Source organism: Neobacillus dielmonensis (genome assembly GCF_000612665.1).
In the GTDB taxonomy this organism is placed as follows: domain Bacteria; phylum Bacillota; class Bacilli; order Bacillales; family Cytobacillaceae; genus Neobacillus; species Neobacillus dielmonensis.
Window position 1 is genome coordinate 22397 of record NZ_HG942067.1, and the last position, 21809, is coordinate 44205.

General features: G+C 39.6%; 22 protein-coding genes. 18 read left to right on the forward strand and 4 right to left on the reverse strand.

Features of this window, described 5'->3' with window-relative positions; genetic code table 11:
- Positions 1-15: 15 nt before the first annotated feature.
- Both BN2425_RS13870 and BN2425_RS13875 read right to left on the reverse strand, forming a co-directional pair.
- On the reverse strand, positions 16-438 hold the full coding sequence (locus BN2425_RS13870; protein ID WP_042460595.1) for an acyl-CoA thioesterase: 423 nt from the start codon (positions 436-438) through the stop codon (positions 16-18).
- Between the two features lie 244 nt (positions 439-682).
- On the reverse strand, positions 683-1024 hold the full coding sequence (locus BN2425_RS13875) for a hypothetical protein (RefSeq protein ID WP_042460598.1): 342 nt from the start codon (positions 1022-1024) through the stop codon (positions 683-685).
- A 232-nt stretch (positions 1025-1256) separates the two neighbouring features.
- Here BN2425_RS13875 and cls point away from each other — a divergent pair, with 232 nt between their 5' ends.
- The 14 genes from cls (at position 1257) to BN2425_RS13940 (ending at position 14731) form a co-directional block, all read left to right on the forward strand.
- Positions 1257-2705, forward strand: a complete 1449-nt coding sequence (gene cls / locus BN2425_RS13880; protein ID WP_042460601.1) for a cardiolipin synthase — start codon at positions 1257-1259, stop codon at positions 2703-2705.
- A 94-nt stretch (positions 2706-2799) separates the two neighbouring features.
- Positions 2800-3816 carry an alpha/beta hydrolase gene (locus tag BN2425_RS13885; protein ID WP_235714642.1) on the forward strand — a complete coding sequence of 339 codons (1017 nt, stop codon included), beginning with the start codon at positions 2800-2802 and terminating at the stop codon, positions 3814-3816.
- A gap of 261 nt (positions 3817-4077) precedes the next feature.
- Positions 4078-5520 (forward strand): MDR family MFS transporter, encoded by a 1443-nt coding sequence (locus BN2425_RS13890; RefSeq protein WP_042460603.1) that lies wholly within the window; start codon positions 4078-4080, stop codon positions 5518-5520.
- A 215-nt stretch (positions 5521-5735) separates the two neighbouring features.
- Positions 5736-6773: a PTS transporter subunit IIC gene (locus tag BN2425_RS13895; protein ID WP_042460606.1), complete on the forward strand. Its 1038-nt coding sequence runs from the start codon at positions 5736-5738 to the stop codon at positions 6771-6773.
- Positions 6774-6928: 155 nt separating this feature from the next.
- Positions 6929-7669, forward strand: a complete 741-nt coding sequence (gene map / locus BN2425_RS13900) for a type I methionyl aminopeptidase (protein WP_042460608.1) — start codon at positions 6929-6931, stop codon at positions 7667-7669.
- 179 nt (positions 7670-7848) lie between these two features.
- The gene (locus BN2425_RS22555; protein WP_052352874.1) at positions 7849-8055 is read left to right on the forward strand and encodes a hypothetical protein; all 207 of its coding nucleotides are present in this window, start codon (positions 7849-7851) and stop codon (positions 8053-8055) included.
- Positions 8056-8065: 10 nt separating this feature from the next.
- Positions 8066-8266: a GNAT family N-acetyltransferase gene (locus BN2425_RS22290; RefSeq protein WP_195891945.1), complete on the forward strand. Its 201-nt coding sequence runs from the start codon at positions 8066-8068 to the stop codon at positions 8264-8266.
- Between the two features lie 103 nt (positions 8267-8369).
- On the forward strand, positions 8370-9173 hold the full coding sequence (locus tag BN2425_RS13910; protein ID WP_042460611.1) for an HAD family hydrolase: 804 nt from the start codon (positions 8370-8372) through the stop codon (positions 9171-9173).
- 82 nt (positions 9174-9255) lie between these two features.
- Positions 9256-9942, forward strand: a complete 687-nt coding sequence (locus BN2425_RS13915) for a BsuPI-related putative proteinase inhibitor (RefSeq protein ID WP_042460615.1) — start codon at positions 9256-9258, stop codon at positions 9940-9942.
- Between the two features lie 121 nt (positions 9943-10063).
- Positions 10064-10942, forward strand: coding sequence for a LysR family transcriptional regulator (locus tag BN2425_RS13920; RefSeq protein WP_042460618.1), 879 nt, complete (start codon positions 10064-10066; stop codon positions 10940-10942).
- 127 nt (positions 10943-11069) lie between these two features.
- Entirely contained in the window at positions 11070-11441 is a 372-nt protein-coding gene (locus tag BN2425_RS13925) for a CidA/LrgA family holin-like protein (protein ID WP_042460621.1), read from the forward strand.
- A gap of 2 nt (positions 11442-11443) precedes the next feature.
- Positions 11444-12136: an LrgB family protein gene (locus BN2425_RS13930; RefSeq protein WP_235714643.1), complete on the forward strand. Its 693-nt coding sequence runs from the start codon at positions 11444-11446 to the stop codon at positions 12134-12136.
- A 420-nt stretch (positions 12137-12556) separates the two neighbouring features.
- Complete coding sequence (locus tag BN2425_RS13935) at positions 12557-13444, forward strand: NAD(P)-dependent oxidoreductase (protein WP_042460628.1); 888 nt, start codon at positions 12557-12559, stop codon at positions 13442-13444.
- A 216-nt stretch (positions 13445-13660) separates the two neighbouring features.
- The gene (locus BN2425_RS13940; protein WP_042460630.1) at positions 13661-14731 is read left to right on the forward strand and encodes a permease; all 1071 of its coding nucleotides are present in this window, start codon (positions 13661-13663) and stop codon (positions 14729-14731) included.
- Positions 14732-14790: 59 nt separating this feature from the next.
- Here BN2425_RS13940 and BN2425_RS13945 read toward each other — a convergent pair whose 3' ends face one another.
- Together BN2425_RS13945 and BN2425_RS13950 are read right to left on the reverse strand one after the other, a co-directional pair.
- Positions 14791-16131: an APC family permease gene (locus BN2425_RS13945; protein WP_042460633.1), complete on the reverse strand. Its 1341-nt coding sequence runs from the start codon at positions 16129-16131 to the stop codon at positions 14791-14793.
- Between the two features lie 257 nt (positions 16132-16388).
- The gene (locus BN2425_RS13950; RefSeq protein ID WP_042460636.1) at positions 16389-16586 is read right to left on the reverse strand and encodes a hypothetical protein; all 198 of its coding nucleotides are present in this window, start codon (positions 16584-16586) and stop codon (positions 16389-16391) included.
- A 400-nt stretch (positions 16587-16986) separates the two neighbouring features.
- Here BN2425_RS13950 and proC point away from each other — a divergent pair, with 400 nt between their 5' ends.
- The 4 genes from proC (at position 16987) to BN2425_RS13975 (ending at position 21559) form a co-directional block, all read left to right on the forward strand.
- Positions 16987-17853: a pyrroline-5-carboxylate reductase gene (gene proC / locus BN2425_RS13960; protein WP_042460642.1), complete on the forward strand. Its 867-nt coding sequence runs from the start codon at positions 16987-16989 to the stop codon at positions 17851-17853.
- Between the two features lie 64 nt (positions 17854-17917).
- On the forward strand, positions 17918-19057 hold the full coding sequence (gene proB, locus BN2425_RS13965) for a glutamate 5-kinase (RefSeq protein WP_042460645.1): 1140 nt from the start codon (positions 17918-17920) through the stop codon (positions 19055-19057).
- A 242-nt stretch (positions 19058-19299) separates the two neighbouring features.
- The gene (gene putP / locus BN2425_RS13970; RefSeq protein ID WP_042460648.1) at positions 19300-20781 is read left to right on the forward strand and encodes a sodium/proline symporter PutP; all 1482 of its coding nucleotides are present in this window, start codon (positions 19300-19302) and stop codon (positions 20779-20781) included.
- A gap of 133 nt (positions 20782-20914) precedes the next feature.
- Complete coding sequence (locus BN2425_RS13975; protein WP_042460651.1) at positions 20915-21559, forward strand: SDR family oxidoreductase; 645 nt, start codon at positions 20915-20917, stop codon at positions 21557-21559.
- Positions 21560-21809: the final 250 nt, after the last annotated feature.

Genomic DNA, 21809 nt, shown 5'->3' on the forward strand with positions numbered 1-21809 from the left:
TAGAAAAAAGCCAATCTATAGTTTTTGACCGCTTTCAAAGGCTTCAATTTTCGATCGGACAAAATCGGGAACAGGTCTGGAGTTTTTCATGACCGGATCAAAGCTAACATAAATGATTTCGGCTAATAGAATCGGTTCTACCTCTTCTTCTCTAGTAATCAAACAATTCATGGTCATACTAGTATTGCCGATTTTGGACATCTTGCACCAGATCGTTAACCAGTCATTCAAACGAGCAGGTTGTTTATACTCTAAGGTTGACTTTGCCAAGACAAAGTCGAAATCAGTTTCACTAAAATTTAAATTTAATCCCTCATGAAAATATTCCGTGACCGCGACATCAATATACGTCAAATAATGGGCATTAAAAACAATTTTTTGCCCGTCAATCTCCGAATAACGAACTTTCAGCTTATGGAAAAACCGATACCCGTCCATAAATCACCTCATTTCATTATGTATACGTTGTTTATCAGTGATAGTCATTATGATGACTTTATAACAAATTTTACCATATGCATCTGCTATTGAGAAATAAAAAACCTGGTTAACCAAGCTTTTGTTTTTTATATAGAATTTTTTTCAGCTACGCCAACTATGGAGAAGGCAATCATGTCCTTAATAACATAGCATTTTCACATTAGAGAAGGGAAAGGACAGCAATCCTTTCCCAATTTAACAGCTACCTACGCTTCCTTTTTCGCTTATAGACCCACATATTACCGTCCTTCCAACAGCTTTGTATTTTATATCTCCCATCATCACTTGTGTACCATTCCGTACAAACGAGATCATCGGGACATTTTCCTGTTGAAAAATGGCTACTGCTGGAAGACTCTGTACTGCTCGATTCAAAGCTGTTCAAGTGAGAACTGCTGGATTCTGAACTGGAACTGCTGGACTCATCTTGCATTCTGCCAGGGGTTTGGGCAGTTCCTAAAACAATCCTATCCCAAAAGTTGTGATGCCTTGTTTCATGAGATGAACTTTCGAATTCCTGATGCGGCATATTTGTATCTGCCATTTATTGCACCTCCTTAAAATAATAAAGGGAGTACGAATAGTAAATTACCTTTATGAAGCAACTCCTCTTTTACCAATTTACGTCTCAAATCACTTTTTGTATCGGACAATCGCCTAAGTTTGGAAAAATTGCCTAAGAATGCAACATTTTTCTGGATTAGGTAACAAAAACTTTCCTAAAAAAGTGATTAAACATATACTAATCTTATTATGAAATTTTGAAAGGAACCGACATGCATTTAACTTCAATATTTCTTGGCATTATTTTTATTTTAAATTTAATGTTCGCCACAATTGTCCTCTTTTTGGAAAGAAGGGATGCTGGGACTACCTGGGCTTGGCTCCTCGTTTTGTTCTTTATACCCATTTTAGGATTTATTTTGTATCTTCTTTTTGGTCAAAACCTAAGCAGGAAACATCTATTTTATTGGGAGGACCTGAAAAAGACCGGGTTTGAGGAAAAGGTCAGTACTCAGCTGGTGAATATCCACCGAAACCAATTCGAGTTCCGTAATCCTTCCTCCAAACATAATCGTGATTTAATTTATATGCAATTAGTGAATAATCACGCCTATTTATCAGAAGACAATTCAGTTGACCTATTTGTAGATGGAAGAAAAAAATTCGAGCAATTGTTTAAAGATATCGAATCGGCAAATGATTATATTCACTTGCAGTATTACATCATTAAAAATGACCGGCTTGGAAAAAAGTTAATCGCTTTGTTGACGGAGAAAGCAAAAACGGGTGTTAAGGTTCGTGTTTTATACGATGAGCTTGGCTCGAGAAGTCTTCCGAAACGGCTATTTAAAGAGCTTCGTGCTGCTGGCGGACAAGTAGAGGTTTTTTTTCCTTCCAAATTAAGATTTATTAATTTGCGCATGAATTTTCGCAACCATCGCAAACTGGTTATCATTGATGGGAAAATAGGCTATGTTGGAGGCTTTAATGTAGGTGATGAATATCTTGGACTAAATGAAAGGTTCGGTTATTGGCGGGATACTCACTTACGAATCCAAGGTACAGCCGTTGATGCCCTGCAAACACGTTTCATTCTTGACTGGAACCAAGCGTCTCGCAAATACGATATTAGTTATGTCCCCAATCTGTTTCCTAAGGACGTTCCGCATGGCGATGTAGGAATCCAAATTGTTACGAGCGGCCCTGATTCAGAGTTGGAACAAATCAAAAATGGCTATATTAAAATGATCCTGAGTGCTAAAAAAAGGATATATATCCAAACTCCCTATTTTATTCCGGATGCTAGTATTTTGGATGCCCTCAAAATTGCCAGTTTATCAGGTGTTGAAGTCAATATTATGATCCCGGATAAACCAGACCATCCGTTTGTTTATTGGGCTACACTGTTTCATATCGGCAGAATGCTAGAGATAGGTGCGCGGGTTTTTATCTACAAAAAGGGGTTTATTCACGCAAAAACGATCGTAGTGGATAAGGAAATGGCTTCAGTTGGAACGGCCAATATTGACTTTAGAAGTTTTAGACTCAATTTTGAAGTTAATGCCTTCCTCTATGACCAATCATTAGCCGACAAACTAGCCAGCATTTTCATAAATGACTGTCATGATTGTAAACTCCTGACATTGCAAGAATATAAAAGCCGTTCGTTATGGATCCGATTTAAAGAATCAATTTCGAGGCTGCTTTCTCCTATTCTATAGAGAGCATTAACAACATAGTTATCATGCGTGTATCACCCTAAATTAACGGTACATTAAATAGCTCATGAGCTTCCTTAAAAGGGAAGCTTTTTTTGTGGAAAAATCAAACAAAAGGAGGAAAAAATTTACTTTTATTGAACATTATAAAGGGTTAGAAATTTTATTGAGAGAAGGCGGTAAAATGGCACTTGATCCACAGACGAAATTAGTATTGGACCAACTAGCGGCTGCGGGGGCACCTCCGTTGGAAACACTTTCTCCAGACGTAGCACGCCAAGTTTTTGTCATGCCCCAAGGAGAAATAGAAGAAGTTGGGAAGGTTTTCGATCGGACCATTCCCGGGTCAGAAACGGATATCCCTGTTCGCGTATATTATCCTAAGGGTGAGCAAACCAGTTATCCTGCCCTTGTTTACTACCATGGTGGCGGCTGGGTAGTAGGAAATATTGAAAGCCATGACAATGTATGCAGAGCCTTAACCAACCTGGCCAACTGTGTAACGATTTCGGTAGATTACCGTTTAGCACCTGAGCATAAGTTTCCAGCAGCCGTAGAGGATTCATACGAGGCCGTTAAATATGTGTTTGACCATGCGGAAGAATTCCAAATTGATCGGTCCAGAATTGCTGTTGGGGGCGACAGTGCGGGTGGGAATCTCGCAGCAGTTGTATCCAATATGGCAAAGGAGAAAGCGACCCCGACCATTAGCTTCCAGCTTTTGATTTATCCTAGTACAAATTTAGGTGGGGAACCTACTGTTTCCATGCAGGAAAATGCTGAAGGCTATTTTCTAGAAAAAGGAACAATGGAGTGGTTCCGCGACTGCTACCTGAATAGTGAAGAAGATAAACAAAGTCCGCTTACTTCACCGATGTTATTTGGCGACTTCAAAGACCTTCCGTCTGCACTTGTCATAACGGCTGAATATGATCCGTTAAGAGACGAAGGAGAAGAGTATGCAAATAAACTTGCGGAAGCGGGTGTGAAAGTTGAAGCGGTCCGTTATGATGGAACAATCCATGGCTTTGTCAGTATGGCTGCGGTACTTGATGTAGGGAAACGAGCGTTAGAAAAAGCAGGAACCACTCTGAGAAAAGTATTTTATGAATAAGGACTTAGGGGGCCCACAGCGCCCGTGACAAGCTTAAGTAAAAAAATCATGTGGGAGTAGCATGTTACCAGGGGTAAAGATGACAACCTTTGATGAGGAGGTTGTCTTTTTTCGTTCAGAAAAGTAAATTCTACTTGGAAATGCTTACTTTTAAAAAACTAGGAAATTTTAGTGGATAAGTGAAAGCGAATCATGTAATCTGTAAAAGTAAGTTTTTAAAGGAAACAAATAACTAATATAGAAAAATGGGGGAATGAATGGATGGCGGTCTCAGACTTCAAAAAGTCTACAATCGTGGCGCTGCTCCTTGCCGGAACATTTATTTCAATTCTAAATCAAACTTTGATGATTACTGCCATACCGCCAGTAATGGAGGAAATGGATGTAACGGCAAATAGTGCCCAATGGCTTACCACTGTGTTTATGTTAGTGAATGGAATAATGGTGCCTGTTAGTGCCTTTCTGTTGGAACGATTTACTACAAGGCAGCTGTTTATCTCGGCTATGAGCATTTTCTCCTTGGGTACCTTAGTCGGTGGACTGGCACCTAATTTTGAAGTTCTTTTAATAGGAAGAGTGATTCAATCACTGGGGGCAGGGGTTATGCTTCCGCTTATGCAAACCGTTTTTTTGATGATTTTTCCCGTTAACAAACGAGGCTCGGCGATGGGATTAGTTGGTCTTGTGATCTCTTTTGCACCGGCAATTGGTCCAGCTTTGTCAGGATGGGTAACCGCCCATTTCTCATGGAGAGTCTTGTTTTTTATTATTCTACCGATTGCCATCCTTGATATTGTTGTTGCATTTATCGCTTTGAAAAATGTAACAGAGGTCTCCAAACCGAAAGTAGACGTTCTATCCATTGTATTATCGTCATTTGGTTTTGGCGGGTTGCTTTATGGTTTTACCGCTGCCGGTAATTATGGGTGGCTGAATTCCATTACGTTATTAACGTTAGGAATCGGAGCTCTGGCCCTGTTTATGTTTGTGTTCAGGCAAATGAGGTTAACTCATCCGATGCTGGAATTTCGGGTATATGCACTTTCAATTTTTCCGTTTGCGATTGTGATTGGAATGATTGGCTTTATGGGATTGATTGGTGCAGAAACGATTATTCCATTGTTTATGCAGAATATGAGGGGGTTTTCTGCATTCGAGGCTGGTCTTGCCCTTTTGCCTGGTGCGTTAATTAGTGGACTCATGGCACCAATTGTTGGAAGATTATTTGATAAAATCGGGGCAAGGTGGCTGGTGATTATTGGTTTGATTATCACGACAGCATCTTCATTTGCTTTTACCAATTTAGGGACCACAACAACTATGTCTTTTATAACAGTTTTATACGGAATTAGAATGTTTGGTTTATCCATGGTGATGATGCCAGCGGCAACCGCAGCCTTAAATCAGTTACCGAGACGGCTTATTCCTCATGGTGCTGCTATGGATAATACGATGAAAATGATTGCAGCATCTGTCGGTACAGCAATACTTGTTACTGTAATGACCACCACTGCAGAAACAGCTAAGAACCGTTTGGATGTTACCAATCCCGATATTCATGGAGCAAATGTGGCTTTTATGGTAGTTTCCATTTTAACTCTTATTGCCTTGTTACTTTCATTCTTCATTAAGGATCATAGGTCTGCCAAAGCGACCAGTGATAAGAGTGGCAAAAAAGTAAGTATGGGAATGCAGGGGGAATAACATTAATAGATTCAATTAGAACGTCGGGAGACATATGCCTATTGGGTGTATGTCTTTTTTGATTTCACTTTAGCATATAGCATGGAAAATAATTAGCTTTAGTGCTTTTTCGCTTGTTTGCGGTAAAGTAATAAAATTTTTTCTTGATTTTTTGTCAGAAAATTCATTATAATATATTCATATATTATTTCGGGATAAGATGGGAGATTAACAAAATGAAAGATTTCATCAGCAAATTATTGAACGGTATGAGTATTGGCATTGTTGTAGCTCTAATCCCTAATGCCTTACTAGGGGAAATTTTAAAGCTCATCATACCTATTTTTCCACCATTACAGCATGTTTTTGATATAACCGTGTTTGTCATGAGTCTACTTCCAGTCATGATCGGTGTCATGGTAGGAATTACGTTTAAATTATCACCGATTCAGACAGCAAGCGTTGGGATTGCGGCAATGGTTGGCAGTGGTGCAGTTCAAAAGACGGCAGATGGTTTATTTGCACTAAATGGGATTGGAGTGGTCATTAATACTGGTGTTACCGCAGCCTTAGCTGTTTTATTTGTACAGTTACTGGGTGGGCGATTGAAGGCTTACTCCATACTATTGATGCCAACATTAAGTATTTTAGTGCCAGGAATGATTGGATACTTAATTCTCCCGTTTGTAAAAAGCTCAACAGGATTACTAGGTGTTGCCATTGCAAATATTACCACATTACAGCCAGTTGTAATGGGGGCTATTATTGCTGTTGTATTTTGTGTTATTATTCTCTCTCCGATTTCAACAGTTGGGGTTGCAACCGTAATTATGCTTTCGGGTGTCGGCTCAGGTGCAGCCAATTTAGGAATTGTAGCAGCCGGGGTCGGTTTAGCTTTTGCCAGCTATAAAGCGAACTCGATGGGTACAGCCTTGGCCCATGTATTAGGCTCTCCCAAAATCCAAATGAGGAATTTTTTTATGAAACCGAAAATCGCTTTTCCGATGTTAATTACAGCAGCTGTTCTAGGAGCTTTAGCGGGTGTTTTAGACATTCAGGGAACCCCGTACAGTGCTGGTTTTGGCTTATCAGGGCTGGTAGGGCCATTAAATTATATGCACTTAGCATCAGGCGGCTGGACATTAAAGAATGTATCTATCATGCTGAGTGTCTTCTTCATATTGCCCATTGCCCTAAATCTGAGCTTGATTTATGTATTTTCTAGAAAGCTAAAAATGATAAAAGCGGAAGATTATAAATTGCAATTTGATTAATCCTGAAACTTTATGCCGGTGCTGGTGATTAAAACAGCCCGGCATATTTTTATTAAGAAATGCAAGTCATCCCTCAAACTTGAATTTTGTTTAAAAAAAAAGCTACAATATAATACATGAGTTTAATGACAAAATAGAAAAAGTAGGGAAGAAATATGATTGCAAAAACAGAAGAGGATATTAACGGATTAAAAGAAATTGGCAGGATTTGCGCTTCCATAAGGGATGAATTGGTCCGTAGAGCAATGCCTGGTGTTACAACAAAAGAGTTAGATGAGATAGCCGGTGAAATGTTTGCAAAAGAAGGGGCAACATCCGCTCCAAAAGGGGAATATGATTTTCCTGGCTATACTTGTATCAGTATCAATGAGGAAGTGGCACACGGGATCCCTGGCAAAAGGGTGATACAAGAAGGAGATATTGTGAATATCGATGTTTCCGGTTCAAAAAATGGCTACTTTGCGGATACAGGGATTTCAGTCGTCGTTGGTGAAGGTGAGGAAGTCCTGAAAAAACTTTGTGACGTGGCAAAGCTGGCGTTTGAGGAAGGATTAAAGAAAGCCAAACCAGGTTCAAGAAAAAGTGGGCTTGGTAAAGCGGTATACCGGACAGCCAAACAGCACGGCTTTACCGTCATCATGAATTTGACGGGCCATGGAATTGGACGGACTATCCATGAGGAACCAGAATATATTTATAATTATAATGAGCCAAGCGATGATGAATTGCTTAAAGATGGAATGGTCATTGCCTTTGAACCATTTATATCCACACTTGAAGAGGAAGTTTTTGAAAAAGGCGACGAGTGGACCTATATTACGGAACAAAGCTTTGTGGCCCAATACGAACATACGATGATTCTTACTAAAAATGGACCAATCATAACCACATTATAAGAAAAAAAACATCTCTGACTTTTAGCAGAGATGTTTTTTCAATTATACAGATCCATTTTCTAGCTCGCTTTTACAAATTGAAAAAAAGCCTATTATTTTTAAGCTGGTTTTTCGCAACAAACCGAAGCATCCTTCGTCTAATTTTACATAAAAAGGAAAGACGTCTTGGAGGTGCTCTAATGAACTATATTATTACTCACAATTTGAATGAAAAACTAATGGAAGAATTACATCAATTATTTGAGCGGGAGTGGTGGACGAGGGGAAGAAAACGGGAGGATATAAAAAATATGCTGGCATATTCGGATATCGTGATGGGCCTTTGTGATTCACATACGAATGAACTAATTGGGTTTACATCGTGTACTGACCGATTATACTTATAAGGCCCTGATTTTGGATGTAATCGTCAAGGAAAGCTTTTGCGGGCAGAATTTGGGGAGGGAGTTAATGAACCATATCGTAGAACATCCTTCTTTGCAACAAGTCCAACATTTTGAGCTATACTGCCGCCCGGAAATGCTTCCTTTCTATCAAAAATGGGGATTTACTGAGGAGTTTAAAGAGCTTTATTTTATGAGGAAAACAAACAATTAAGCTTTAGATGCACTTTTTCTGGCAATTCAATTAATTATATTTTTTTAACTATAAAAATGATAAACTAGTAAATATCTATTTTTGTAAAAAAGTGAGGATTACAATGATCAAAACGATTTTTTTTGACTTAGATGATACGTTGCTATGGGATCAAAAAAGTATAAAAGAAGCATTTGCAGCTACCTGCCGTTTGGCAGAAGAACGGTATGGAGTCAATCCTGATGAGATGGAAGAAGCTGTTCGTGAAGCAGCCAGGGAGTTGTATTCTTCCTACGAAACATATCCCTTTACTCAGATGATTGGCATTAATCCATTTGAAGGGTTATGGGGAGACTTTTTTGACGATCAGGATGATTTTAGAAAATTAAAAGAGATAGTTCCGGGATATCGTAAAGATGCATGGATAGCAGGGCTTAAAAAAATGGCCATTGATGATGTTGATTTCGGGTTTGAATTGGCAGAGCGATTCCCGGAAGAACGGAGAAAACTTCCGTTCGTCTACGAGGATACTTTTGAAACGCTGAAGTCTTTAAAAGGGAAGTATCAGCTTTTGCTATTGACCAACGGTTCGCCTCATTTACAAAATACCAAATTAGAGATTACACCAGAGCTTGTGCCGTATTTTGATGAGATTGTCATTTCCGGAGATTTTGGAAGAGGCAAGCCCGATCAGGGGCTATTTGAATATGCCCTATCAAAATTGTCACTGTCCAAGGATGAAGCCATCATGGTAGGCGATAATCTGATGACTGATATCTTGGGGGCAAATCGCGCCGGGATGAAATCCGTGTGGATTAATCGTCACAATAAACAACGGAATGATGTTATTCCAACTTATGAAATTAAGCGTTTAGCGGAACTGCATACTATTTTGGAAGAACTGAATAAAGGTTTTGTTAATACCTAATATTACCAGTATCATAATTGTAACCTTGTTTCCCTTTTATGCGACTAACAGGTAAAGGCATAAATGAAAGGGGAACGGAATAATGAAACTGAGAGGATTATCAGTTATATGTTGTGCATTGGTAATTGGACTTTTAACCGGCTGTGGGACAGGTAATGGAAACGAGGGAAGTGCGGGAGCAAAAGAAATAAAAGCAGAAAGTCCAAAAAATAATGAGATCGCCCCAAAGTTTCATCCTACAATTGAAGCCACTGAGCAGAACAATAGCGTCAACCTAAATTATAGGGTCAAGAATATCTCAGGTGAAACCAAAACCCTTACCTTTCCTAACGGAATAAAAGCTGATTACATTGTGTACGATGAAGCTGGAAAAAAAGTTAAACAATTCTCTGAAGATCATTTGTCGACACAAGCGATTGAAAAAATATCGTTAAAAAATAATGAAGAGCTGACTAAAGCGTTCACAATCTCCGATCTTGCCAATGGCCGCTATAACGTAGAAGTTTTCTTAAACGCGGAGGAAGAGGAAGCAAAAGCAGTTACGGAGCTAAATGTGACCAATTCTTTTGCTCAAGGTGCTGGGACTCTAAACGGCCAGATGGATCCGCATACGATTGAAGTGGATATGAACGGCACCCCTACAGCCTTTCAAATGACGGAAAAGGCAATCCAACAGCTTCCAAATTATCGAGATGGTGACCTTATTTCTTTTCATTACAGAGAGAATGAAACAGGGCAAAAAACAATACTAAGTTTTGTGGTGCAATAACAATTAACTTAATTGATAGATAGTTTAAGCTGGGGCATGCCTCAGCTTTTTCAATTTTTTATGATATTTTTATAATTATTGCTACAATGCATGTTAGATAAAACTCGTGGAGGTATGGAAATTGGAATTGCGGCAATTGCAGCTCTTTGCTGAGGTGGCGAAACATAAAAGCATTACAAAAGCAGCGGAAGCGGTGCACATCTCACAGCCCGCACTAAGTAAATCTATAATGGCAATAGAAGAAGAGCTTGGAATCACGCTCATTATCCGAACAAATCGGACTAGTGAAGTGACCGATGCGGGGAAAGTGGTTTTGGAATATGCTCAGAAAATGTCGGGTCTTATGGATGAAATGAAAACTACTTTAAATGACATGACCAATCTCGAGAGAGGCCAAATCAATATTGGCCTACCACCATTTATTGGAAGTTTATTTTTTCCCAGAGTGATGGCTAAGTTTCATCATACATTTCCCAATATCAAACTGAACATTACTGAATATGGCGGCGCCAGAGTCGTAAAGAGTGTCGAAGAAGGGGAATTCGAATTAGGGGTTGCTGTCTTGCCCATAGATGAAAAAGAATTTGATGTCTATCCCATCGTAGAGGAAGAGATGAAACTGTTGGTCTATAAGGATCACCCTTTTGCTAATCGGGAAGTAGTGGATATTAGGGACCTTAAGGATGAAGAATTTATTTTTTATCATGAAGAATTTGCGTTACACCAAATTATGAGGAACCACTTTATTGCCGCAGGATTTGAGCCAAGGATCCTTTTTGAAAGCTCTCAATGGGATTTAATGACGGAGATGGTCGCTGCTAATCTTGGTGTGACAATCTTGCCTCACTCGATTTGTAACCGTGCATTTAATACAGATATCAGGGTCATTGATATCAAGCCGAAAATTCTCTGGCGGCTCGCTGTTTTGACCAAAAGAGAGCGATACATATCAAATGCAGCTCGGACCTTTATCGATTTCATACTTAAGGATCCATTATAATTTGTAGTTATGGCAAACATTCTAAATATGTATTTTACGAATGGCAAAATCCGTCGTAAGATTACCCTTAGTTCTTTTGAAAGGTTAAAGGAGTGGATGGACTCCTTTGTATATAGGGGGTTTTACGATGAAAAAAGCAGGGGTCATTATCCTTCAGGTTTTATTTCTGCATGTGTTTTTAATATTAGGGGCGGCACTGAAGCAAATCGTTCCTATTCCGATACCTGCTTCGATGTTCGGATTAGTTCTTTTATTCCTGGCACTATGTCTGAAAATTGTCAAACTGGAATGGGTGGAAAAGGGTGCAAATTGGTTACTGGCTGAACTGCTGCTTTTCTTCGTCCCTTCAGCAGTAGGAATTATAAACTATAAAGAAATTTTTAGTTTCCTTGGAGCAGAAATTGTCATATTGATTGGCATTAGTACCATAGTTGTTATGGGATTGACAGGAATCATAGCAGAGAAAACAGCAGTTTTCAAAAGGAGGGAGCAACATTGATTATGATGATTCTATTTACTGTTGTGACTTACCTATTATACCGAATCTCCAAAATGGTTTATGTTAAAATGTCCTTCCCACTTTTTCACCCGTTACTGCTAACACCGATCCTTCTAATTATTGTTATTTCGATCGTTCATGTGCCAGCGGATGGATACTTGCATGCAACTAGATTATTGACTCATTTGTTAGGGCCAGCTACGGTTGCCTTTGCTGTACCAATTTATAAAAATTTGCCGACTGTAAAAAAGTATTTGGGCACTATTGCGATCAGTATTACAACAGGAACGTTAGTCGCCATTTTTTCCACCTTTGGTTTATCAAAATTAATCCATTTGAAATCTGATATGATTACTTCTATTCTCCCAAGATCGATTACGACACCGATTGCGATTGAAGTATCGAAGGAAATTGGCGGAATGCCAACCCTAACGACGGTTTTTGTCATTATAACCGGTGTTTTTGGCGGTATCGTTGGTCCGATGGTGATTAAATCCCTGTCGATAAAATCCCCAATTGCACGAGGGCTTGCGCTTGGCATGGCGGCCCATGGGGTAGGCACGACAAAAGCTATGGAGTATGGCAAACAGGAAGCAACGTTTTCTTCGTTGGGAATGATTTTTGCAGCATGGATTACACTGATTTGGGGTGCCTTGCTGATCCCATCGTTGATGACGCTTCAGCATCTTTTTTAAAAGGGGAAAATTATGTTCGCTTTATTAAAGAATCAGCGGAACTGGCTGGTTCTTTATTTGTTTTTATGAAATGGCTCTGTTTAAACAAGAATGTTGATTTTTATAACTCTGTTGGTTGGAGCGGAAGGCGCTCGACTGCTCGGGAGTACGGGGCTGGGGAGTCCCCGCAGGCGCGCTTTCAGCGCCGAGGAGGCTCCCCGGCACGACCTCGGGAACGCTTAAACGACTGGAACGGAAATCAACAGCCAAATATAACAGAGCTAATGAAATAAAAATAAATAAAACAAAATTGCTTGAAACTATACGCTCAGTATATTTATCCTTTATTATCCGATTAATTTATAATAAGAGAATATGGGGCCAATAATAAGTGATTCTTGGTTAATCCTAATTGGCATCAGATATTGGAGGGATAATTATATGACTATGGAAGTTGGTTTTATCGGTTTGGGAAATATGGGTAAGCCTATGGTAATGAACTTACTTAAAGCAGGATACAAAGTAAATGTGTATAATCGGACAAAAAGTAAAGCAAAAGATGTTGTAGATGCAGGTGCATTTCTAGTTAATTGTCCTTCTGATGCAGTGTCAGAAGGCGGGATTGTAATCACCATGGTAGCAAATGATCAAGCACTGGAAGAGCTAGTATTAGGCTCGGATGGGTTTGGAATGAAACTGGGCAAGGGGGGAATTCATCTTTCAATGAGTACTGTTTCTCCCGAGACTTCCCGAAAACTTGCTTCTTTTCATCAGCGGCAAGGCAGTGATTATGTCGCTTCCCCTGTTTTTGGACGACCTGATGCAGCAGCGGCTCAGAAACTTAATATACTTTCGTCCGGTTCCACCGAATCAAAGGAGAGAGTGAAACCATTACAGGAGGCAATGGGTCAGCGGGTGTTTGATATCGGCGAGGAGCCTGGAAGTGCTAATATTATTAAGCTTGGCGGGAATTTTATGATTATGGCGGCCATGGAAGCAATGGCTGAATCTTTTAATTTAGCTGAGAAGAACGGAATCAACCGAGAACGAGCGGCAGAGGTATACGCATCCACTTTGTTTAACTGTACGGTATATCAAGGTTATGGACAACTGATCGCTAAAAAGCTGTTTGAACCTGCTGGGTTTCAACTGGCACTTGGCCTTAAAGATTGTAATCTTGTTTTAGATGAGGCGAATGCCGCTAATAACCCGATGCCTTTAGCGAATTTAGTGCATGACCGTTTGCTCGCATCCGTAGCGAAGGGCCGGGAAAACCAAGATTGGGCAGCATTAGCTCGAATTTCAATGGAAGAGGCAGGGCTTGAATAACTACCAACTAAATCAATTTAAAAAAACGAGACACAAAAGAGTACTGATGTCTCGTTTTTAATGTACTTGATTTTCATGGACCAATTCAAAACAAAAAGGGATAGATATCCTCCTCATCAATGGTTTGCTTAATCTTCTATCGATTTTTTAGATTTAAATCTATTGATTATTGTGATAAAATTTCTTACGTTCTAAATTGAATTGGAGGCTAATGATATGGCAGATATAAACGGTTCAATAATGACACCGCAGCCGAACTCGAAAAAAACAGCAGTTAAAGTCCTTGTTTTTATTTTAATTACCATCGTGGGATTGTCCTATGTAAAGTGGTATCCTTATTTTAATAAAACAATTCTAGCAGCAAATACCCATTCCATCGGGGCATCCATTTTAGGGGATCATGCTGAATTGTCGTCTGCATCATGGGATAGTGCCTGGTCCTATGCCCTTGTCTATTTTAATGCAGTGTGGAAAGCCGCTGTTGTTGGCATTTTACTTGGTTCCCTAGTACAGGTTCTATTGCCGACCAACTGGCTGTTAAAAGTTTTAGGAAAAACCTCTTTTGGCAGCACTGCTGTTGCCGGACTTGCCTCACTGCCCGGTATGATGTGCACCTGTTGTGCGGCACCAATTGCTGCAGGATTACGGAAGAAAAATGTTTCTGTCGGTGCCAGCTTAGCATTTTGGATCGGAAATCCGACACTGAATCCGGCAACCCTTATTTTCATGACATTTGTTTTATCATGGAAGTTTACCGCTCTTCGGCTTGTATTTGGGATTATTTTAACATTTGGGGTAAGTTATTTGGCCAACCGTTTTGCACCAAGTGTAAATACAGCCGATATCGATAAAATGATAGAAAAAACAGAGAAAGAAGCAAATGGATCATTTGCACAAAGATGGGCGAAAAGCATTGGCACCATGATTTTATATATTGTCCCAACTTACTTTTTATCCGTACTTTTGATGGGAGCCGTCCGTGTTTGGTTATTCCCAAACATAAGTGAAGCATCTGCTAATAGTTTAATAGCAGTGATCGGTTTTGCCATTGCTGGTATGCTATTCGTGATTCCAACAGCAGCGGAAATTCCAATCATTCAAACGTTTATATCTTTTGGAATGGGTGGAGGCCCCGCAGGAGCACTATTGTTAACATTGCCTTCTATAAGCCTTCCGTCGCTTTTGCTAGTGGCAAAATCTTTTCCTAAAAAAGTATTGCTTTTTGTAGCTGTTTCTGTGGTTATTTTAGGTATCTTGAGCGGTGTGGCAGGTATGTTTCTGCTTTAATTGAAAACATAATTTGCAAAAAATGCCTTCGTCTGAACTACTCGGACGAAGGCATTTTTTTAATGACTTTCAACAAATTCATATTCCGGCGGCTTTACATGAAAGCCTTTAGTTAAAAATAGCAAATACACGAAGCCTACCCCAAACCATGAAAGACCAAAGGTAATCGCTAAAAGATCCAAACTTACCCATAGGTAAATCAGAAAGGCTAAACCAATGACAGGCAAGACAACATAACTGAGAAAACTAAGCGTCTTTTCTATTTGCCTATTTTTAAAATAATAAATAATTACAGATAAGTTCACAAAAGAAAACGCAGTGAACGCTCCAAAATTAATTAAGGAGGTAGCTGTAACAAGATCTAAAAGCAATGCACTTAAAGCAACCACACCGATAAATACAATATTGAAAATAGGCGTTTGCCATTTAGGATGAAGGTAACCGAAGACCTTTTTTGGAAGAACCCCATCTCTTCCCATGGCAAAAAGTAACCGGGATGCACTCGTTTGGGCAGCAAGTCCGGACGCTAGAACTGATATGAGGGCTCCACTTGTAAATACTGATTGAAACAATATCCCGCCAATATGATGGGCTATTTCAGGTGAAGCACCTTCTATATTAGTTAAAACCGAAACATCCGGATATAATACTTGAATAAAATAAGTGACTAAAATAAAAAATATCCCACCAATCACCGCAATAAGGAAGATTCCTTTTGGTATATTTTTCTCGGGTTCTACCGTCTCTTCGGCTAGGGTAGTCACTGCGTCGAAGCCTAAAAAAGCAAGAGCCAGAATGGATGCACCCGAAAATAAGAGACTCATACTGATATCTTTCGAATAAAACGGAAACGAAGATAATCCTGTTCCGCCATTGCCGCTATATATCGACCGAATGGTTAAAATAACAAAGATAATGGCAACTAATAATTGTAAGAGAACAAATAATGTGTTTGCCGAAACAGCAACTTTGATTCCAGCAATATTCATAACCGTAATAAGCACAACTAACCCGACTATCCATAGCCAGGCAGGAACACTTGGAAAACTGGCAGATAAATATATGCCTGCTAATAGCGCATTAATCATTGGCAAGAAAATATAATCAAGTAAAGCTGACCACCCAACCAGAAATCCAAGTTCTGCTCCCATTGTTCTTTTTGTATAGGTATAGGCAGAGCCTGCATCAGGATAAATCTTCACCATCTTCCCATAGCTTAATGCAGTGAAGAGTATTGCTATTGTAATAAGTATGTAAGATGCGGGAACATGCCCATTAGTCACGTCTGACACTACTCCAAAGGTGTCAAACACCGCAAATGGTGACATATAGGCTAACCCTAAAAATACGATGGAAGTGACCCCTAACGATCTTTTTAAACTGCCTTGTGAAGCATTCAACTGTAATTCCCCCTTAATTCAGCATGAAAATTATTTTATATGAATTTTTATTCAATGAAAATAATTTTTTTGCAAAAAAGATAAATTTTTGTAGGCTAAGATATCCTGTTGTTGTAATTTTATTTATTCGATGAAGTAGTAGGGCGCTGCCAGGCAAATTTAAAAAGGACAACCGCTTAGTTGCCCTTTATTTTGCGTTATATGAAGCAATCTACTATTTACCCACAACCAAAAAGTCCGAGTAAAGTACAGGTTTATTACTCATTACTTTGATTTTTCTCTTTATCATTGCCAGTTAAATTATTCACTGCATTTGCTGCCGCATCCACAGTACTCATAGCTACATTCTCAGTTGTTTCTAAAGCGCTATGAACAGTATGAAATGCTGACCCAGCGGTTTCTTTAATACTATTTGCAATACCTTGGTTATTTTCATTATTTCGTTCTTTTGGCATCCGACTCACCTCCTATTTGCAGCAAATGTAGGTTATGTAACATGGCAAGGAGTTATTCTCTAGCGTTAGCGGAAGTATGTTTACTTTTAAAAAAATTCCGGTTTACCGATGCAAGGGATTCTTTGATTGAGGAATTTTTTATTAATCCCTCTGCTTACGGCCAAACATGGGCTATTGCATCCTTAATAATTTTGCTGAAAAAATCTTTATATTTTCCGATAAGAGGCGAAAATAAGCCATGAGCGCTGATTATAGCAAATTATTGGCAAAATTGTGCCGGATGCTTACTAATTGAGCTGAATACACATAAATTTCCATTTTTCCCTTGATATTCTTTTTGAAGATGTTAGTATAAGGGCATTGAAAATTATTGAACAATATACAAACAGGGAGAGATTGCATGGTCAATAAAAAGACGATTGCATTTATCGGTGCTGGTGCTATGGCTGAAGCAATGATTTCAGGTGTTGTTTCATCTAACAGCATACCCGCGGAACATATCTTCGTTACCAACCGCAGCAATACAAATCGCTTAAAGCAACTGGAAAATGAATATGGAATAAACGGCATCCCCCAAAATGAACTAGAAATAAATCAAATGGATGTCATTATCCTCGCAATGAAACCAAAAGATGCAGAAACCTCTTTACAAATCATTAGAAATATAGTAAAACCCCACCAGCTCATTTTGTCTGTAATAGCTGGCCTAACTACTTCGTCGATTGAACGGATGTTGCCCGAAGCCCAGCAAGTAATTAGGGCAATGCCCAACACATCCTGCAAGATTGGCGAATCGGCCACAGCACTTTCCAGAGGGAAAAATACCACTAATCTAAATTTTTCATGGGCTATACAATTCTTCGAATGTATAGGAAAGGTGTACGTCATACCAGAGGAGCAAATGCATACCTTTACCGGTATAGCCGGCAGCGGTCCAGCCTACTATTATTACTTTATGGAATGTATGGAAAAAGAGGGGATAAAAGCAAATATACCGAAGGGAACCATCCGACAAATTGTTGCACAAACCATTCTGGGCGCCGCCAAAATGATTCAAGAACAAGGGGAATCGCCGGAAGTATTAAGGGAGAACATCACATCACCTAACGGTACAACGGCTGCTGGATTAAAAGCTTTGTTTGAACATGGGGGTGGTGAGGCTATTACTCACGCCGTACTTCAGGCTGCCATCCGATCATGTGAAATCAGTCATCAACTGGATAAATCCATTTTAAGTAATAAAGTACAACAGCTCGAAAGAAAATAATTTGCCATCTTAAAAGCATTTTAATTTTTCTAGCTGAATGAAAAAACGATAATGGAGTGATTACATGGTTCCAACCCTTGGGCGACCACAGAGGGTAGTCATTAAAATTGGTAGCAGTTCTTTAACAAGCCGCCATGGTGAAATTAGCCTCAGAAAACTTGAAAAATTAACAGCAGAGATTGTCTGTTTGAAAGATGCGGGTTATGAAGTAGTACTGGTTTCATCAGGTGCGGTAGCTGCGGGTTACCGGAAATTGGGGTGCTCTGAACGTCCCTGTTCATTACCCGAAAAACAAGCGGCTGCTTCAATAGGTCAGGGCTTGTTAATGGAATCGTATTCTAAGCTATTTTTATCCCATGGGTATATTGCTTCACAAATATTGATTACAAGAAGTGACTTCTTGGATGAAAACCGTTATAAAAACGTCCGTAATACATTGAATGTTTTATTGGATAGAGGCATTGTGCCCATTGTTAATGAAAACGACACGGTTACCAGTGACAGACTAAGGTTTGGTGATAATGATACACTTTCAGCAAAGGTTGCTGGATTAATTGATGCAGAAATGCTCATTATCTTATCGGATATCGACGGTTTATATAGCGCGGACCCTTTAAAAAACACACAGGCAAAACCAATTAGACATGTGACGGCGATTACCCCAGACATCGAAGCAGCAGCGGGAGGATCCGTAAGTGCAATGGGAACAGGAGGAATGAAATCAAAAATCGATGCTGCAAAAATTGCGATGGCATCAGGTATCACTATCTTTTTAGGAAATGCCTCTCGTAAAAACATCGTCAGTGATGCGTGCCTAGGCAGGGCAAAAGGAACATATTTCAAAAGTTTACAACCAGCGGGCAATTTAAACCAAAAGAAGAAGTGGATAGCCTTTAACTCGGGGCCGGAAGGAGAGATATGGTTACACAAAGAGTCTCAACTAGCGTTCATAGAAGAACATAAATGCTTAAGATTTAATGATATTTGTAAACTAAGCGGCCACTTTAGTGAAGGCACTGTAATTCGAGTAATGGATACGGAAGGTGACGAAATTGGACTTGGGGTCGTGAATATTTCGTCAAAAGAGCTGACTAGACTAATAGACTTAAAGACTGAGAGAAGCCAGCTTACGACAACCGTAATGGAATGGGATGATTTTGTGTGCAATTTAGATGTGCCCTGTTTGGCTGGTATAACAAATTAGGATAAATGCATAGTTAACATCTTGAGCAAAGAGTTTTGCTCATGTTGCTTACCAGGCTTTAGGCTGGTGTTATACAGAATTGTTAGGGACCGGTCTTAAAGCATTTAAAAGAGAGTAAGGGAGGTGATTACATGGAGTTTAATTTTACAGATGCCACGTGGGCTTGGTTAATGGTGCCGATGCCTTTATTGGTGGTACTGTCCGTCATTACTTATTTTGCTGAAAAAGGAGAGGGTTAATTAATGAATATAAGTGCACCCACGTTAACATCCATCATCTTTTATTTGGTGGTCATGTGGATTATTGGTTATATTGCTGCCAAAATGACAAAAAACTTGAATGATTATGTACTAGGCGGAAGGCGGCTTAGCGCGGGAGTCGCGGCATTAAGTGCAGGGAGCTCTGATATGAGCGGCTGGTTAATGCTTGGACTACCAGGAGCAGTTTACCTGAGCGGAGTGGGTTCCATTTGGATGCCAATTGGATTGGCAATTGGAGCATATTTAAATTGGCAATTTATCGCGAAACCACTTCGAGTTTATACAACAGTAGCGAACGATTCGATTACAATACCAGATTATTTTGAAAACCGTTTCCATGATTCTTCCAAAATATTGCGAGTTATATCAGCCATTGTCATTCTAGTTTTCTTCACCTTTTATACATCTTCCAGTCTTGTTGGTGGGGCAATCCTATTAGAGGAGTCTTTCGGCATGAACTATATCCTGGCACTATGGATTGGGGCTGCCGTTATTGTTTCCTATACCTTCTTTGGAGGTTTCTTAGCAGCTAGCTGGACTGACTTTTTTCAAGGTATCCTTATGTTCTTGGCGCTTATCGTTATTCCAATCGTGGCCATTAACGAACTTGGCGGCTGGCATGACACGGTTCAAAAAATCGGAAGTATTGATACTTCATTTTTGAACGTTTACTCCGGTGCAACTACGGTTGGTGTAATTTCTTTGTTGGCATGGGGGTTGGGATATTTTGGCCAGCCGCACATTATTGTCCGTTTTATGGGAATTAAGTCAACCAAGGAAATCCCTAAAGCACGCTTAATTGGAATGGTATGGATGATTGCATCCTTATTTGGGGCGATTTTTATTGGATTCGCGGGTATTGCCTACTTTGCCGATACTCCTTTGGAAAATTCGGAAACAGTCTTTATTATGTTTTCACAAATTCTGTTTAATCCATGGGTCGCCGGCTTTTTACTTGCAGCCATTCTCTCAGCAATCATGAGTACTGTGGATTCTCAACTACTCGTTTCTTCAAGTGCGTTAGCACAAGATTTTTATAAATCCATTTTTAGAAGAAATGCTTCCCAAAAGGAAGAAATGATTGTTGGCAGAATTGCTGTTTTAGGCATAGCGATTATTGCAATCCTATTGGGATACAATCCGGAAAGCAAAGTTCTTGATTTAGTAAGTTACGCCTGGGCTGGATTTGGGGCAGCTTTTGGACCTGTAGTCATTCTTAGTCTTTTCTGGAGTAGAATGACCAGAAATGGGGCGTTGGCAGGAATTATTATTGGAGCTTTAACAGTCATTGTTTGGGCAAAACTGTCAGGCGGTCTATTTGATCTATATGAACTTGCACCAGGATTCTTGTTTGGTACCTTAGCCATTATTATTGTAAGTTTAATCGGAAAAGCACCTGCGAAAAAAGTGCAAGAGGAATATAGTCTATATCGTTCGAAGTTGAAACAAGAACAAACAATCTAGATAGCTTAGTTTGGATTGGCTGAATGGCTCCGGAAATATTCCGGAGTCTTTTGCCTGAGAAAAGGTGAATCGACAGAAATAGATTATTCCAATGAAAGATATAATAATACAAAAAGGACAGGAGGGTCATTGAATGAAGGTTTTTGTTGTGGGGGCTAATGGAAAAATCGGGCATCACCTTGTCCGTCTATTAGCAGACGATAATCAGCATGTCGTTAAAGCAATGGTTAGAAAGGATGAGCAGTTACGAGAAATGCAGAAGCTTGGTGCTGAAGCGGCTATTGTCAATTTGGAGGGGGGAGTAGATCAAATCGCCGAAGGGGCTAGAGGGTGCGATGCGATTGTTTTTACCGCAGGTTCTGGTGGGCACACAGGTGCAGATAAAACCCTTTTGGTAGACCTTGATGGAGCGGTCAAAACAATAGAAGCTGCTGAAAAATCAGGTATAAAAAGATTTATTATGATAAGCGCTCTTCAAGCACACCGAAGGGAAAATTGGAATGAAGCTATTAAGCCTTATTATGTTGCCAAGCATTATGCCGATAAAATGCTCGAGCAAAGCAGTTTGACATATACTATAATCCGTCCCGGAGGATTGGTAGATAAAACGGGAACAGGGAAGATTACAATTGCTGAGGATATCATAGAAGGAGCTGTGCCAAGAGAGGATGTGGCTAAAACCATAATTGCCTGTTTAACAGAGGGAAACACTTATTACCGGGCGTTTGATCTTGTTTCAGGTGATATTCCCATTGCTGAGGCATTAAAGATGTTTTGAGCCAAGGTGACCATTATTGATCGTCTCTAAAAGTAGCAAGAGTCAGTAAGGGCAAAATTATAATTCGGGAAAAATGGAAAATATTGCAGATTGCTTGAATGATACTTCGGTGATATTATGTATTAGTCGCTTTTGAGAAGAGTAAAGTGAGTTTCAGCTCTCAAAGAAATAAGTTGAATTTGGTATGAAATTGTGTTACTATATTAAACGTCGCTTCTGTTAGAAGCTGCAATTGCTCTTTGAAAACTAA